Annotated in this window: 19 protein-coding genes; 11 read left to right on the plus strand and 8 right to left on the minus strand. The window is 65.4% G+C overall.

Features of this window, described 5'->3' with window-relative positions; genetic code table 11:
- The first annotated feature begins 143 nt into the window (after positions 1-143).
- Complete coding sequence (locus AX729_RS06670; protein ID WP_061021315.1) at positions 144-1,160, plus strand: carbon-nitrogen hydrolase family protein; 1,017 nt, start codon at positions 144-146, stop codon at positions 1,158-1,160.
- Between the two features lie 20 nt (positions 1,161-1,180).
- The gene (locus AX729_RS06675; protein ID WP_061021317.1) at positions 1,181-2,212 is read left to right on the plus strand and encodes a phenylacetaldoxime dehydratase family protein; all 1,032 of its coding nucleotides are present in this window, start codon (positions 1,181-1,183) and stop codon (positions 2,210-2,212) included.
- Here the strand turns inward: AX729_RS06675 and AX729_RS06680 are convergent.
- Positions 2,209-2,847, minus strand: a complete 639-nt coding sequence (locus tag AX729_RS06680) for an HAD family hydrolase (RefSeq protein ID WP_061021319.1) — start codon at positions 2,845-2,847, stop codon at positions 2,209-2,211. The genes AX729_RS06675 and AX729_RS06680 overlap by 4 nt on opposite strands.
- Positions 2,848-2,935: 88 nt before the next feature.
- Here AX729_RS06680 and AX729_RS06685 point away from each other — a divergent pair, with 88 nt between their 5' ends.
- From AX729_RS06685 to tsaA, 4 genes are all read left to right on the plus strand, one after another.
- Positions 2,936-3,889, plus strand: coding sequence for a lytic transglycosylase domain-containing protein (locus tag AX729_RS06685; RefSeq protein ID WP_061021418.1), 954 nt, complete (start codon positions 2,936-2,938; stop codon positions 3,887-3,889).
- Positions 3,890-4,110: 221 nt separating this feature from the next.
- Positions 4,111-4,851 carry an AzlC family ABC transporter permease gene (locus AX729_RS06690; RefSeq protein WP_061021321.1) on the plus strand — a complete coding sequence of 247 codons (741 nt, stop codon included), beginning with the start codon at positions 4,111-4,113 and terminating at the stop codon, positions 4,849-4,851.
- Positions 4,848-5,198: an AzlD domain-containing protein gene (locus AX729_RS06695; RefSeq protein ID WP_061021420.1), complete on the plus strand. Its 351-nt coding sequence runs from the start codon at positions 4,848-4,850 to the stop codon at positions 5,196-5,198. Before AX729_RS06690 ends, AX729_RS06695 begins: the two co-directional genes overlap by 4 nt.
- A gap of 31 nt (positions 5,199-5,229) precedes the next feature.
- Positions 5,230-5,721 (plus strand): tRNA (N6-threonylcarbamoyladenosine(37)-N6)-methyltransferase TrmO, encoded by a 492-nt coding sequence (gene tsaA / locus AX729_RS06700; RefSeq protein ID WP_061021323.1) that lies wholly within the window; start codon positions 5,230-5,232, stop codon positions 5,719-5,721.
- A gap of 121 nt (positions 5,722-5,842) precedes the next feature.
- On the opposite strand, the gene AX729_RS06705 is transcribed toward tsaA, so the two are convergent.
- From AX729_RS06705 to AX729_RS06720, 4 genes are read right to left on the minus strand one after another with little or no spacing between them, the layout of a single operon-like run.
- Complete coding sequence (locus AX729_RS06705) at positions 5,843-6,271, minus strand: HIT family protein (RefSeq protein ID WP_061021325.1); 429 nt, start codon at positions 6,269-6,271, stop codon at positions 5,843-5,845.
- 60 nt (positions 6,272-6,331) lie between these two features.
- On the minus strand, positions 6,332-7,573 hold the full coding sequence (locus AX729_RS06710; RefSeq protein ID WP_061021422.1) for a GNAT family N-acetyltransferase: 1,242 nt from the start codon (positions 7,571-7,573) through the stop codon (positions 6,332-6,334).
- A 54-nt stretch (positions 7,574-7,627) separates the two neighbouring features.
- Complete coding sequence (locus tag AX729_RS06715) at positions 7,628-8,374, minus strand: glycerophosphodiester phosphodiesterase (protein ID WP_061021327.1); 747 nt, start codon at positions 8,372-8,374, stop codon at positions 7,628-7,630.
- A gap of 5 nt (positions 8,375-8,379) precedes the next feature.
- A complete protein-coding gene (locus tag AX729_RS06720; RefSeq protein ID WP_061021329.1) occupies positions 8,380-8,847 on the minus strand; it encodes a RidA family protein in 468 nt (155 codons plus the stop codon).
- Between the two features lie 229 nt (positions 8,848-9,076).
- Between AX729_RS06720 and AX729_RS06725 the strand changes: the two genes are divergently transcribed.
- Positions 9,077-9,922, plus strand: coding sequence for a cell envelope integrity EipB family protein (locus AX729_RS06725; protein WP_061021332.1), 846 nt, complete (start codon positions 9,077-9,079; stop codon positions 9,920-9,922).
- A 77-nt stretch (positions 9,923-9,999) separates the two neighbouring features.
- The gene (locus AX729_RS06730) at positions 10,000-10,401 is read left to right on the plus strand and encodes a RidA family protein (RefSeq protein WP_061021334.1); all 402 of its coding nucleotides are present in this window, start codon (positions 10,000-10,002) and stop codon (positions 10,399-10,401) included.
- Positions 10,402-10,406: 5 nt separating this feature from the next.
- On the opposite strand, the gene AX729_RS06735 is transcribed toward AX729_RS06730, so the two are convergent.
- Positions 10,407-10,814 carry an ACT domain-containing protein gene (locus AX729_RS06735; RefSeq protein ID WP_061021336.1) on the minus strand — a complete coding sequence of 136 codons (408 nt, stop codon included), beginning with the start codon at positions 10,812-10,814 and terminating at the stop codon, positions 10,407-10,409.
- 67 nt (positions 10,815-10,881) lie between these two features.
- On the opposite strand from AX729_RS06735, the gene AX729_RS06740 reads away from it, so the two are divergent.
- Positions 10,882-11,391, plus strand: a complete 510-nt coding sequence (locus AX729_RS06740; protein ID WP_061021338.1) for a DUF4269 domain-containing protein — start codon at positions 10,882-10,884, stop codon at positions 11,389-11,391.
- 24 nt (positions 11,392-11,415) lie between these two features.
- On the opposite strand, the gene AX729_RS06745 is transcribed toward AX729_RS06740, so the two are convergent.
- Together AX729_RS06745 and AX729_RS06750 are read right to left on the minus strand one after the other, a co-directional pair.
- A complete protein-coding gene (locus tag AX729_RS06745; RefSeq protein WP_061021339.1) occupies positions 11,416-12,705 on the minus strand; it encodes a DNA polymerase IV in 1,290 nt (429 codons plus the stop codon).
- Complete coding sequence (locus tag AX729_RS06750) at positions 12,702-13,013, minus strand: DUF3572 domain-containing protein (RefSeq protein ID WP_061021341.1); 312 nt, start codon at positions 13,011-13,013, stop codon at positions 12,702-12,704. Before AX729_RS06750 ends, AX729_RS06745 begins: the two co-directional genes overlap by 4 nt.
- A 237-nt stretch (positions 13,014-13,250) precedes the next feature.
- On the opposite strand from AX729_RS06750, the gene AX729_RS06755 reads away from it, so the two are divergent.
- The gene (locus AX729_RS06755; protein WP_008566616.1) at positions 13,251-13,616 is read left to right on the plus strand and encodes a response regulator; all 366 of its coding nucleotides are present in this window, start codon (positions 13,251-13,253) and stop codon (positions 13,614-13,616) included.
- A gap of 14 nt (positions 13,617-13,630) precedes the next feature.
- Positions 13,631-15,004: a PleD family two-component system response regulator gene (locus AX729_RS06760; RefSeq protein WP_061021343.1), complete on the plus strand. Its 1,374-nt coding sequence runs from the start codon at positions 13,631-13,633 to the stop codon at positions 15,002-15,004.
- Positions 15,005-15,158: the final 154 nt, after the last annotated feature.

The raw sequence follows: 15,158 nt of genomic DNA on the forward strand, positions 1-15,158 counted from the left end.
TTGCCGGAGGCAAATCCCGTACCGGCCGACGGTCCCTTCCCAGTCGAGTTTTTGTTCCGCCGTGGTCGAGCGCCTGGCCACCCGGCTTGGCCAAATAGACTGCATCGGACGTGGTTTCCGATCAACCGGCAATGGAGGCGGGAATGGGCATCGAACATCCGAAATACAAGGTCGCGGTGGTGCAGGCGGCGCCGGCCTGGCTGGACCTCGACGCCTCGATCGACAAGTCGATCGCGCTGATCAAGGAGGCCGCGGAAAAGGGCGCCAAGCTGATCGCCTTTCCGGAGGCTTTCATCCCCGGCTATCCCTGGCACATCTGGATGGACTCGCCGGCCTGGGCCATCGGCCGCGGCTTCGTGCAGCGCTATTTCGACAATTCGCTGTCCTACGACAGCCCGCAGGCCGAGCGGCTGCGCGAAGCCGTGCGCATGGCAAAGCTCACCGCCGTGATAGGCCTGTCCGAACGCGATGGCGGCAGCCTCTATCTGGCGCAATGGCTGATCGGGCCCGACGGCGAGACCATCGCAAAGCGCCGCAAGCTGCGGCCGACCCATGCCGAGCGCACCGTCTATGGTGAAGGCGACGGCAGCGATCTCGCCGTGCATGCGAGGCCCGACATTGGCCGCCTCGGCGCGCTGTGCTGCTGGGAGCATCTCCAGCCGCTGTCGAAATACGCAATGTATGCCCAGAACGAGCAGGTCCATGTCGCGGCCTGGCCGAGCTTCTCGCTCTACGATCCCTTTGCGCCGGCGCTGGGCGCCGAGGTCAACAACGCCGCCTCGCGGGTCTATGCGGTGGAGGGCTCCTGCTTCGTGCTGGCGCCTTGCGCGACGGTGTCGCAGGCCATGATCGACGAGCTTTGCGACCGGCCGGACAAGCATGCGTTGCTGCATGCCGGCGGCGGCTTTGCCGCGATCTACGGCCCCGACGGCAGTCAGATCGGCGAGAAGCTGGCGCCGGATCAGGAGGGGCTGCTGATCGCCGAGATCGATCTCGGCGCCATCGGTGTTGCCAAGAACGCCGCGGACCCGGCCGGCCACTATTCGCGGCCCGATGTGACGCGGCTTCTGCTCAACAAGAAGCGGTACCAGCGTGTCGAGCAGTTCGCGCTGCCGGTCGACAGCGTCGAACCCATGGAGATCGCAGCGGCGACAAGCTGACGCCGCAGGGAGGCATCGCCATGGAATCCGCAATTCCCGTTCATCTCGAAACTGCGCGCACGCGTCACAAGCGCGTGCCTGACGACTATCAGCCGCCATATCCGTCCTTCGTGGCGCGCTACAAGCCGGCCGTGAGCCGGGTCGTGATGGCCTATTTCGGCGTCCAGTATCGCGGTGAGACGCCGCTGGCGGCGCTGACGGAGATCGCGGGGCTGCTTGCGGGCGAGGGCGGTCCTTCGCACTGGGACCGCGCGTATTATGTCGACCAGTCTGGCTATGAGACCATCGTCACGGTCGCCTATTGGGACGAGCTCGCGCGCTTCGATGCCTGGTTTGAGGGCGCGCGTGAAGCCTGGACCGGCAAAGCGCGTGATGGCGTCGGCACCTTCATCGAGGTGTTGCGCCCTCTTGTGGCGCGGCACGAGACCTTGTTCTCCTCGCCCGACCGGCCCGAGGGTGTCGCCGTCATTGCGGACGGCATCAGCGGCGAGGTGCAGGAGCATGCTTATTGGGGCGGCATGCGCGATCGTATCCCGCTGTCGCAGACAGACGCGATGATGCCCGGCGGCGCTCCCGAGCTGATCCGTGACGGCGCGCGCCTTCGCGTGAAGGCGCATGACAATCTCTGCCTGATCCGCTCCGGGCAGGATTGGAGCGATACCGAGGCGTCGGAACGAAAGCTCTATCTCGACGACGTCGAGCCGGTGCTGCGTGAAGGCATGGATTTCCTGCGCGACGAGGGCCTCGCCATCGGTTGCTATGCCAGCCGCTACATGCGCGTGCTCGCAGACGACGGCAGCGCGAGCGAAAAATCCTACGGCCAGAGCTGGTGGAAGAGCCTCGCGGCGCTCGAACGCTGGGCGGAGTCGCATCCGACCCACGTCAGGATCTTCGGTGCTGCGATGAAATATCTCTCGACGCTCGGCCCCTCAGCGAGGCTGCGCCTGTATCACGAGGTCACGGTGGCAGCCGCGGACGAGCAGTTCTTTGAATATCTGAACTGCCATCCGAAGACCGGCATGCTGGCGGCGGTCGAGACCGTCAGCGCCTAAGCGACACAGTGAACGAGCAGCTCCGGATGTGCGGCGCAGATGTGGTGTGCGCCGGCATCGCGCAGCTCGTCCTCGCTGCCATAGCCATAGAGCACGCCGATGGCGGTCATGCCGTTGGTCCTGGCTCCGACCACGTCATGGCTGCGGTCGCCGATCATGATGGCGGTGTCCGGATCGACCCGCGCCTCGTCGAGCGCATAGCGGAGCAGGTCGCGCTTGTCGACGCGCGTGCCGTCGAGCTCGGAGCCGAATACGCGCTCGAAATACGGCTTCAGGCCGAAATGATCGACGATGCGGGTGGCATAGACGGCGGGCTTGCTGGTGGCGACGAACATGCGCGGTGATGTCGCGGCCAGCGTCGTCAAGGTGTCCATGATACCGGCATAGGCTTCGTTCTCGAACAGGCCGATATCGCTGAAGCGCTCCCGATATAGCAGCAGCGCGCGGTCGGCGAGTTCGTCGGTTCCGGTCAGCTTTTTCAGGCTGGCATGCAGCGGCGGCCCGATGCACCAGGTCAGCTCGTCCTCGCTCGGGATGGGCTGGTCGAGCCGCTCCAGCGCATATTGGATGGATCGCGTGATCCCCGGCTTGGGATTGGTCAGCGTGCCGTCGAGATCAAAAAAGATTGTCACCATCCGGGCGAACCTGCGTTGATACTGTCGCTTGTTGCTAGTTGGCTGGGGTTCCAAGTCAAGGTTCGTTTTGTCCGATTGCATCAATGCCATGCGAATAGCTCGGGTCATCGCCGTCTTGTGCCTGGCCCTCGTGCTGGCGCCGGGGCTGGCGGAGGAGGCGCCGCTTCCGGTCGCGCCCCCCAAGGCTCAGGAGCCGGCAAAGCCGGCGGAGAAACCCGCAGACGCCCGCGAGAGCGACACGCGGGAGTCGCTCTGCCTGATCATCGAGGCGGCCGCGCGCGACGCCAATCTGCCGCTGGAGTTCTTCGCCCGCGTGATCTGGCAGGAGAGTCGCTTCCAGTCCGACGCGGTCGGGCCGGTGACGCGCAACGGCGAGCGCGCGCAGGGGATCGCGCAGTTCATGCCGGGCACCGCGAGTGAGCGCGGGCTGCTTGATCCCTTCAATCCGGTGCAGGCGTTGCCGAAGTCCGCGGAGTTTCTCAACGAGTTGCGTAATCAGTTCGGCAATCTCGGCCTGGCGGCCGCTGCCTATAATGCGGGGCCGCGTCGGGTGCAGGAATGGCTCGCTGGCACCGGCGGAATGCCGGAGCAAACCCGCAATTACGTCTACGCCATCACCGGCACCAGCGTCGATGCCTGGGCCAAGGCAGGAGCGACCGGCAAGGGACCGCCGAGCGCGCCGCCCACGAGCTGCCGCGATCTGATGGCGCTTCTGAAGCGTGCGCCGAATGCCTTCGTTGCCGAGCTCGAGCAGCATGTCGAGCTTGCTGCGGCAAAGCTCTGGGGCGTGCAGCTCGCCGCTGGCTTCGACCGCAACCGGGCGCTGGCGATGTATTCCCGCGCCGTCACGCGGCTGAGCGCCGTGATCGGTGAACGCGATCCAAGCTTGCTGAGCTCGGTGATGCGCAGCCGCGGCACGCGGGCGTTCTACCAGGTCCGTATCGGCACCGACACGCGTGCCGAGGCGGACGATCTGTGCCATCGCATCCGCAAGGCGGGCGGCGCGTGCTTCGTGCTGAGGAACCGCGGCATGAGCGGGTAGGGCTCGTTGTCATTCCGGGGCGCGCCCCCTTGGGCGCGAACCCGGAATCCATCGGACCGCAGAGATCGTCGCGAGATGGATTCCGGGCTCGCGCTTCGCGCGCCCCGGAATGACAGCGGTGGATGTGTCACGCATGCCAGCCCCGCCGCGGGCTTCCTTGACGCGGATGCCCCCATTGCCCGTTATGCGGGCACGATTCCGTAACCCCGACGAAAGCTCCCGTGGCGCTTCCTCCGCTCGATTCACCAGAATGGCAAAGTCCCTGGCGCGCCTTTGCGTGGGGCCTGCGCTCGATCACGCAGACGATCCTCACCATCGTGCTGTTCGTGACCTATCTCGGCATCGGCGCGCTCGCGCATGACACCCATTTCAGCCTGGTCTGGGCGCTCGCCTCGACGCTGTTCGTCTGGGCCGGTCCCGCGCAGATCATTCTCATCACCACGCTCGGCTCGGGCGCGACCATCGTGCAGTCCGCGATCGCAGTGACGGTCAGCGCCATCCGCCTGTTTCCGATGGTGGTCTCGGTGCTGCCCTTGATGCGCACGCCGACGACGAAACGGCGTGAGCTGATCTTCGCCGCGCATCTGACGGCGGTGACCTTGTGGGTCGAATGCCACCGTTTCCTGCCACAAGTGCCGCGTGAGCGGCGCATCGCTTTCGTCCACGGCCTCGGCTGTGGTCTCGTGTCGGTGTGCCTCGTCGCCAACACGGTCGGCTATTTCCTCGCCGCCAATCTGACCCAGACGCTGGGAGCGGCGATCCTGCTGTTGACGCCGCTGTCCTTCCTGTTCTCGACCGCGCGCAATAGCCGCGAGCTCGCCGACGTCGTCGCGCTGACGCTCGGGATCGTGCTCTACCCGCTGGCCGCGAAGATGAACTCGGGGCTCGACATCCTCGTCAGCGGCGTGGTGGCCGGCACGATTGCCTATGGCGTGCATTGGTGGCGGCAGGTGCGCGCATGAGCTACGCGCAGCTCATCGGCGACTGGCAGGCGCTCGCCGTGCTGTTCGTCGCCGGCGTCGTTCCCAACCAGATCTGGCGCATGCTGGGCCTGTGGTTCGGCGGCGGCATCGACGAGGGCTCCGAGCTCCTGGTCTGGGTGCGGGCGGTCGCGACCGCCATCCTGGCCGGCGTCATCGCGCAGATCGTGGTCGAGCCGCCGGGTGCGCTCGCCAGCGTGCCCGACGTCCTGCGCTATGGCGCGGTCGGTGCCGGGCTCGTGGTCTTCCTGCTCACCCGCCGCTCGATCTTCGCGGGTGTGGTCACGGGCGAAGTCTTCATGCTGGCCGGCAAGTGGTGGTTGGGCTAAAACCGCCGGCGAACAGCAAGGAACAGGACATATGGTTCGCGAACAGGAGCTCCGCGAGGGCGAGGTCGCCATCGAGCTGCCGCCGACCCAAGATGCCGGGCTGGTCTTCATCGGCCGTATCCGCACGCCCTGGACGTCGCGGCTGGAGACGCCGCGGCAGGGGCGTCAGGACGGCCCGATATGCCGGCTCGAGATCTTCGAGCCGTTCGTGCCGGCGATCAAGGGCGTCGATTTCTACAGCAATCTCGAAGTGCTCTACTGGCTCGACCAGTCGCGCCGCGACATCATCCTGCAAAGCCCGAAGAACAACGAGAAGACCCGCGGCACGTTTTCGCTGCGCTCGCCGGTGCGGCCCAATCCGATCGGTACGTCGATCGTGAAGCTGGTCGGCATTGAGGGCAATGCAATCCTGGTGCGCGGGCTCGACTGCCTCGACAACACGCCGCTGATCGACATCAAGCCCGACCGCTGCGAGTTCACGCCACTGGCCGCGCCGCAGAAGGGCGATTTCGAGGCGGAGTAGTCAAGGCTCTCTCCGTCGTCATTGCGAGGAGCGAAGCGACGAAGCAATCCAGACTGCCTCCGCGGAGGGATTCTGGATTGCTTCGTCGCAAGGGCTCCTCGCAATGACGAAGTCTGTGGGGCTACCCACCCTTCAGCGCCGCGATCAGCTTGGCCGCGTGCTCTTGCAACACCTTGTCGTCTTCCTTGCGGCTCGCCGGCGGCAGCATGGCGACGCCGTCGTGGCGCGGCATCACGTGCATGTGCAGGTGAAACACCACCTGTCCGCCGGCGGGCTCGTTGAACTGCTGCACGGTGATGCCGTCGGCGTCGAACGCCTTCATCGCGGCGGCCGCGATCCTGTGCGCGCCGCGGGCGACGTGGGCGTAGTCGTCCGGCTTGATATCGAGGATGTTGCGGGCAGGGGCCTTCGGGATCACCAGGGTGTGGCCGGGGACGCGCGGCATGATGTCGAGGAAGGCGAAGACGTGCTCGTCCTCGTACACCTTGTAGCAGGGCAGCTCGCCGCGCAGGATCTTTGCGAAGATGTTGGTGGTGTCGTAGGCGGTCATGGTAGCTCCTCGGCGGCTCCGTGAGATTTTGCGCTTACTGTCACCTGCAACGGCGAGGCGTCAAGGCGCCTCGTCGGTGCCCCTGCGGAACGGGCCGAGCTCGGCAAGCTCCCGCCCGGCTTCGGCGACATAGGCGCGCTCGCGCTTGAGGTAATCGTCGATGGCGCGGCGCAGACCGGGATCGGCGATGAAATGGGCCGAATGGGTGGTCTGCGGCAGGTAGCCCCGCGCTATCTTGTGCTCGCCCTGCGCGCCGGCCTCGACATGCTTGAGACCGCGTTTGATCGCGAAATCGATCGCCTGATAATAGCAGACCTCGAAATGCAGGAACGGGTGATGCTCGACCGCGCCCCAGTTGCGGCCGAACAGCGTGTCCGAGCCGATGAAGTTGATCGCGCCCGCGATCCAGCGATCGTTCCGGCGCGCCATCACCAGCAGCACGTCCTCGCTCATGGTCTCGCCGATCAGCGAGAAGAATTCGCGCGTCAGATACGGCCGGCCCCATTTGCGCGAGCCGGTCTCCATGTAGAACATGAAGAAGGCATCCCAGGCGTCCTCGGTGATGTCCTTGCCCGTGAGCCAATGGATGGTGATGCCGGCGGCGAGCGCATCGCGACGCTCGCGCTTGATCGACTTGCGGTGGCGGGAGTTCAGCGTCGCCAGGAAGTCGTCGAAGCTCGCAAAGCCTTCGTTGTGCCAGTGGAACTGCTGGTCGGTGCGCTGGAGGAAGCCGTGCTCTGCGAGCAGCTTCCATTCCGCCTCGCGTGCGAAGGTGACATGCACCGAGGAGGCCTTGCTGACCCCGCACAGTGCCACCAGCCCGCTCGCCAGGGCCTCGGTGATCCGCTCGCGATCGACGCCGTCGCGGACCAGCAGCCGCGGCCCCGTGGCCGGCGTGAAGGGCACCGAGACCTGGAGCTTCGGATAGTAGCGCCCGCCGGCGCGCTCATAGGCATCCGCCCAGCCTCGGTCGAAGACGTATTCGCCCTGCGAATGGGATTTCAGGTAGCAGGGCACGACGCCGACGACGCGGCCGTCGAGCCTGGCCACCAGATGCCGCGGCCCCCAGCCGGTCCGGATCGTTGCCGAACCCGATTTCTCGACGGCGGAAAGAAATGCGTGTGAGACGAATGGGTTATAGGCGGTCTTTAAGGGGCCGAGGGAATCGCCTGGACGGGCGGATGAGGTTCCCCCGTCATGCCCATTGCAAGCCTTGCCGGGATTGGCGCAGGCGTCCCAGTCCTCGGGCGAGACTTCGCCGATGGACGGTACGGCCTCGAGCGTAATTTCCGATGATGCCATCGTGGCCAAGATCGTGCATTGCAGCAGCGACTTCAAGGGTCAGGGCCCTCAAGCCTACGGCACGAACCCCTCAAAAATCATCTGGTCCGCGTATTGTCCGACCCGCGTCCGCTGCTCGGGTGTCCGCACGGTCCAGCCGAGCAGGGCGCAGCCGAAGACGTTGCGGGCGATCCAGGGGGCGGGAGCCGGGAGGTGATCGACCTTGAAGGCGACGAAATGCGGCTGGGTTTGGAAGCCATGGCGCAGGTACAGCATGCTGTCACGCTGCTGCTGCGTCAGGTCAGCCCAGTAGTCGTCCTCATAGGTCCGCTGCGCGACGATGCCGCGCGGACGGGAGGGCAGCAATTCGCGTAGCGCCAGCACCTGGTCGGGATCGAAGGACATGCCGACGGCCGGGCCGTCATAGGATGCCAGCACCTCGGCCATCCGCTTCACCAGCTTGCGGTCGCCGCCGAAATGGCTCTTCACCTCGATCACCAGCGGCACCCGCCCGGCAACCAGGGCACAGAGGTCGGACAGCGACATCATCCGCTCGTCGGTGTCCTTGAACTTGATTGTCCTCAGCTCAGCCGCGGTCTTTGCGATCACCTCGCCGGTGGCCTCGGTGAGGCGGCCGAGGGCATGGTCGTGATGCACCATGGCCTCGCCGTCGGCCGAGAGCTGGATATCGACCTCGATCGAGAAATTGCCCGCGATCGCAGCCTGCACCGCGCCCGGCATGTTCTCGACGATGCCGCGCGAAATGTCATGCAGGCCGCGATGGGCGACCGGCCGGGCTGTCAGCCAATCCGGAGCGCGCATGCGCTTCAGGCGACCTCGAACACGCCATCGACCTCGACCGCCGCATCGGCGGGCAGTGAGGCGACCCCGACGGTGGTCCGGGCGTGACGGCCCTTGTCACCGAAGGCAGCGACCATCAGGTCGGAGGCGCCGTTGAGAACCTTCGGTCCGTCCAGGAAGTCCGGCGCCGAGTTGATGAAGCCGCCGAGGCGCACCACGCGCACGACCTTGTCGAGGTCGCCCAGCGCCGCCTTCACCTGCGCCAGCAGGTTGACGGCGCAGCCGCGCGCGGCCGCCGCGCCCTCTTCGATGGAGACGCCGGCACCGAGCTTGCCCTTGGCGATCAGCTTGCCGGCGGGATCGAAGCAGACCTGGCCGGAGACGAACAGCAGATTGCCGGTGCGTACGAACGGGACGTAATTGGCGACGGGGGTGGGGGCCTCATGCAGCTTGATGCCCTGTTCCGCCAGTTTCTGCTCGACCGTGCCCGCCATGTCCCGACCTCGTTGTCCAAATCATTGCCCCGGCGCGTCCGTTTGATGGCCGGGCGCGCCCTGTTTCGCCCATCGTGCCGTCACATGCAAGCAACGGCAGGATCCGCATTTTGCCGGGGCAAAACAGCAGGTTCAACGCGTTGGGGCAACTTTACGTGAAACGGCCTCAGTTGCGACGCAATGGAACGGTCATTAAAATGTCGAATCTGCGCTTCCTCAGGGAACAGACATGGTGCACCTTTTCCGGACTTCGCTCGGTGTGATGGCGCTCGCGGCGGCCGCTTTCGGCCCCGGCGGCGTGGCGCTGGCCGCCAACGGTCCGTTCCTTGCGCATCAGGCGCTGTATGACCTCAGCCTCGTCAAATCGCGCTCCAATTCGGTCAACAGCGCCCGCGGCCGCATCCTCTACAATTTCACGGGGAACGCCTGCGAGGGCTACACCTCGGAATTCCGCCAGGTCTCCGAACTCGACAGCGGCGAGGGCAAGGTCACGCTGAGCGATCTCCGCTCCAATTCCTGGGAGGACGCCGCGGGAAAAAGCTACCGCTTCAAGATCGAGACGCGCATGAACGAGGCCGATGCAGGCCGCGTCGACGGCTCGGCGGAACGCGACGGCGACCGCATCAACGTCAAGCTGAAGCTGCCGGCGCCGAAGACGTTCACCCTCGACGGCAACATCGTGTTCCCGACCGAACAGATCCAGCGCATCATCGCCGCCGCCAGGGACGGCAAGTCGCTGCTCGAGCTCTCCGTCTATGACGGCTCCGACGACGGCCAGAAGGTCTACAACACGCTGACCGTGATCGGCCAGCCGATCGCCGCCGAGCGTGCCACCTCGGCCGATCCGTCGACCTCGGACGAGCACATGAAGTCGCTCAAGCGCTGGCCGGTCACCGTCAGCTATTTCGACCGCGACGCCCAGCAGAAGGAAGGCGAGCAGACGCCGGTCTATGCGATGTCGTTCGAACTCTACGAGAACGGCGTCTCCCGCCAGCTCGTGCTCGACTACAACGACTTCGTGATCTCGGGCTCCATGGGCAAGTTCGACGTGAAGGACAGCAAGCCCTGCAATTGAGGGGGCGTTGCATCTAGCCCTCAACGCCGTCTCCAGCTACGCTTCCTCCCAAGCACAAACTCCGGGAGGCAAGCACCATGCCCAAGCTCGATCATCTTCGCCCCAGCGGCCTTCATCACAATCCCGCCTATTCCCACGTCGTGAGCGCATCGGGCGCTCGGACCATCTACATCTCCGGCCAGGTGTCGACCGACGAGGAGGGGCGGATCGTCGGCGAGGGCGATATTGCCGCGCAGACGACGCAGGTGATGCAGAATCTCGGCCACGCGCTGAAAGCGGCGGGGGCGACCTACGCCAACATCGTCAAGATCACGACGTTCGTCGTGAACTACAAGCCGGAGCTGCGTCCCATCATCGGCAAGGCCCGCTCTGCGTTCTTCGAGGGCATGGAGCCGCCGGCCTCGACGCTGGTCGGCGTCTCCGCGCTCGCCGCGCCGGAATGGCTGATCGAGATCGAGGCCGTGGCGGTCGCGGATTAACCCGGCTACGCCGACCTGGTTTTGGCCATCCCTTGCAGAATGGCCATCGCCTCGTCGGCCCTGTCCGCCGGCACGAACAGGTGATCGTGATAGAAGGCCGAAATGGCATTCACGCTGATGCCGGCTTCCGTCAGACGTGACGTGACTGCCGCCAGAAAACCCACCGCATCGAGCGCGGAGTGAACCGTCAGGGTGATCAGGCGCGAGGCAAAGGCGTAGCACAGTCCCGCACGCTCGGCGTCTTCGCGCCGCATCACAATTGTCATGCCTTCACGCTCGCGGAACGTCAGTTGCGCGCAGATGGAGGCGGGTATCGGCTCATCTTGCGCAACCGTGCAGAACACGAAGAGGTCCGGAAGCAGGTCCGCATTCATATTCTTCAACAAGGCGTTGAGATCGAGCTCACCTGCCATGACGCGTTGCCTTTTCCGCGGATCACTTCGCGATTCAGCGACAGTAACCGGTGCTATACGAACCGCAATGGACTACGAAGCTGCAATTGAAAGCTCGGGGGTATTGGAGTCGCTTCGCGTGTTTGACCCGCGCGTGGTCGGCACACTGCCCCTTGGACTTGCTGTGTCGGGAAGCGACGTGGATATCGTCTGCCACGCCTTTGATCCCGTCGGGTTTGCCGAGACGATTTGGCGGCGATACCATTCCTGCGATGATTTCCTGCTGCATCAGTGGACGTCTGCGGGGCGTCCATTGGTCGCGCGCTTCGCGTGGGGCGGGTGGCCGTTCGAGGTTTTCGGAGCGCAACGACCGGTCGACGAGCAGCCGGGATGGTTGCACTTCGAGATCGAAAGAAGGCTCCTGGAGCTCGACGATGGTCGCCTGCGCAGCGCCGTCGCTCGGCTGAGATCGCGGGGTGCCAAGACGGAGCCAGCCTTTGCCGCCGTGCTCGAGATCGCCGGGGATCCCTATCGCGGCCTGCTCGATCTCGTCCGCGAAACGGACGATCAATTGCGGGCCCGGCTGAGCAGGCTGTGACGAAGAGCGTGGGCCGACCGGCGATCACTCCTGCGCCTTCTCCGGCCCTTCATACGCAATGCCGCGGATCACCGCGGCGCTGCCGAACTTCTTGCGCAGACTGTCCACCGCGCGCTCGGCGTGGGCGGCCCGGCGGTCGAGCATGTCGGTGTCGTCGGCGGGCGAGCCCTCGCGCAGCGCGCTGACGCCGGCGCCCATCAGGCGGAAGGCGGTGCCGTCGATCTCCTTGGCCAGCATCTCGCGACAGATCGAGAATATTTTCGCGGCGAGCTGCGTCGGGGCTGCGATCGATTGCGAGCGCGTGCGCTGACGAAAGTCGGCGGTCTTCAGCTTCAGCGTCACGGTGGAGCCGGCGAGTTCGCTGCTCTTCAGGCGCGACGACGTTTTCTCGCACAGCCGCCACAAGATCTTCTCCAGCGTCGCGAAATCGCGGATGTCGGTCTCGAAGGTGGTCTCGCTGGAGATCGTCTTGGCGCCCCGGTCGGGTTCGATGCGGCGGTCGTCGATGCCGCGGGCGAGCCGCCACAGCCTGCGGCCCTCGCTCGGAAATTGCCGCATCGTCTCGATCTCGTCGGCCTTTTGCAGGTCGGCGATGATGCGGAAGCCGCGCTGGCCCAGGCGCTCCTGCGTTGCGGGGCCGACACCGAAGATGAAGCCGACCGGCTTTTCCGCCAGCATCGTTCGCGCTTCCTCCTGGTCGAGCGCAGCAAACCCGCGCGGCTTGTCGAGGTCGGAGGCGATCTTGGCCAGGAACTTGTTGCAGGACAGGCCGACCGAGACGGTGATGCCGACGTTGCGCTCGACGTCGCGGGCAAAGCGCGCCAGCACCTTTGCGGGGATCATGCCGTGCACGCGCTCGGTGCCGGAGAGGTCGAGGAAGGCCTCGTCGATCGAGAGCGGCTCGACCAGCGGCGTCAGCGCCTGCATGGCTTCCCGCACCTCGCGGCCGACGCGGACATATTTGGCCATGTCCGGCCGGATCACGGTCGCATGCGGGCAGGCCTCCAGCGCCTTGAACATCGGCATCGCCGAGCGCACGCCATAGGTGCGCGCGATGTAGCAGGCGGCCGACACCACGCCGCGCTTGCCTCCGCCCACGATGACGGGCTTGTCGGCAATGTCGGGATTGTCGCGCTTCTCGACCGTGGCATAGAAGGCGTCGCAGTCGATATGGGCGATGGTCAGGCCAGCCAGCGCGCGATGGCGGACGAGGCGAGGGGATCCGCAGGCCGAGCAGCGCCGCACGCCGATGTCCAGATCGGCCAGACAATCCCGGCAGAAGCAGCGGGGCCCGGCCGGGTCGGGGACGCTCACGGCACGTCGCGCTCCCAGGTCCGGTCCCCGAGCGCATCGCCCAGAACCTGCCGCGCTGCGGCAACGTTGGTCGGATGCAGTTCCGCAGTGCCGGCAAAGGCCTTCACGGTAGCGTCATCCCGCAGCACGAAATCGAGCACGCTGAGGAGGAAATTCGGGTCCGCGGCGGCGTTCCGGAGGGTCTCCGGGCCCACACCTGTCTCGGCCAGGAACAGGCCCAGCCGCTCGGGGTCGCTCGCGACGAAGGACAGCGCCTGAATCGCAACGATTTCAGCGACTTCGCGGGGGTTGTGAACAGGCTTTTTCACGGGCCCGGTTTGCCTTTCCGTTAACTTTCGGTGTCTACTTTACATCATGCCCGAGTCTCGTGCCTGAGTCTTGCGACCGGGGGCAAGCAACTGGAAACCACATCGCAGAAAGTGGCCCCTCGGCTTTAACGAAACTAGAGCGAATCTGAGACTAGTTTGAATCCAGTTTTCGAAGCGCCGGAAAGCGGCGCCTGAGGCGTCACATGTATCCGGCTTGGTGCCAATCAGGAGGACGGGATGGCTAAGACCGTCCTGATCGTGGAAGACAACGAGCTCAACATGAAGCTCTTCCGCGACCTGTTGGAGGCGCACGGCTACCAGACCTCCGGCACCAGCAACGGCTACGAGGCGCTCGACCTCGTTCGCAAGATGCGGCCCGACCTCGTGCTGATGGATATCCAATTGCCACAGGTCTCCGGCCTCGAGGTGACGCGCTGGATCAAGGACGATCCGGAGCTGCGCGCCATTCCCGTCGTCGCGGTCACTGCGTTCGCGATGAAGGGCGACGAAGAGCGCATCCGCGAGGGCGGCTGCGAAGCCTATTTGTCCAAGCCGATCTCGGTCGGCAAATTCATTGAGACGGTCCGGCGTTTTATCGGATAGGAAGTGAGTTCAAAGTGTCCGCGCGTATCCTGGTCGTCGATGACGTTCCTGCCAACGTCAAGCTCCTCGAAGCCCGCCTGTCCGCCGAATATTTCGACGTGATGACCGCTTCGAACGGCACCGAGGCGCTGGCGATCAGCCGGCGCGCCGAATGCGACATCATCCTGCTCGACGTGATGATGCCCGACATGGACGGTTTCGAGGTCTGCCGCCGCCTGAAGACCGATCCGGCGACGCATCACATCCCGGTCGTGATGGTGACGGCTCTCGACAGCCCGTCCGACCGCAACCGCGGGCTTGAAGCCGGCGCCGACGATTTCCTCACTAAACCTGTCTCCGATGTCGTGCTGATCGCGCGCGTGCGCTCGCTGACGCGGCTGAAGATGATGACGGACGAGCTGCGCATGCGCGCCATCACCTCGCTCGAGATCGGCATGCAGGCGCCCGAGCGCAGCGCCGTGGCCGACACCGGCAAGGGCGGCCGCATCCTGCTGGTCGACGACCGCGAGTCCTCCTACGAGCGGCTGGCGACGATCCTCGCCGCCGAGCACACCGTCGACGTCGAGCCGAACCCGACGGAAGCGTTGTTCCACGCAGCAGAAGGCAATTACGACCTCCTGATCGTCTCGCTCGACCTCAACAATTTCGACGGCCTCAGGCTCTGCAGCCAGGCGCGCTCGCTCGAGCGCACGCGGCATGTGCCGATCCTGGCGATTGCCGACCCCGAGAATTCGACGCGGCTGCTCCGCGGCCTCGAGATCGGCGTCAACGACTATCTGCTGCGCCCGATCGACAAGATCGAGCTGCTGGCGCGTGCCCGCACCCAGATCCGCCGTCGCCGCTACACCGATCACCTGCGCGACAACGTGCAGAACTCGATCGAGATGGCGATCACCGATGCGCTGACCGGGCTGCACAATCGCCGCTACATGGAGAGCCATCTGGCAACGCTGGCCGAGCAGGCCGCGACCCGCGGCAAGCCGCTGGCGCTGATGATCCTGGACATCGACTACTTCAAGTCGATCAACGACAATTACGGCCACGATGCCGGCGACGACGTGCTGCGCGAGTTCGCGGTGCGGGTGCGCAAGTCGATCCGCGGCATTGACCTCGCCTGCCGCTACGGCGGCGAGGAGTTCGTCATCGTGATGCCGGAGACCGATCTCCACGTCGCCGGCATGGTCGCCGAGCGCCTGCGCCGCTCGATCGCGGGCGAGCCGTTCGCGATCCACAAGGGCACCAAGCGCATCGAGGTCACGATCTCGATCGGTCTCACCACGCTCGAGCAGAAGGGCGAGGCGGTCGCCGACGTCCTCAAGCGCGCCGACACAGCGCTCTATCGGGCCAAGCACGACGGCCGCAACCGGGTGGTGTCGCAGGCGGCGTGAGGCCGCCGCGACACAAAAGTTGCGAAAACAACCCCATGCACAGTAGACGACGCCAGTCGGATCAATGACTTACGCGGGTGGCAAAGAGGCGTGCGCCTGTGGCAGCGTCGTTTGACTTGTCGGGCAAAACAGGGGCATTTTTGTAGGATGGCGG

It is taken from the genome of Bradyrhizobium sp. CCH5-F6, from assembly GCF_001556045.1.
Taxonomy (GTDB): Bacteria; Pseudomonadota; Alphaproteobacteria; order Rhizobiales; family Xanthobacteraceae; genus Bradyrhizobium.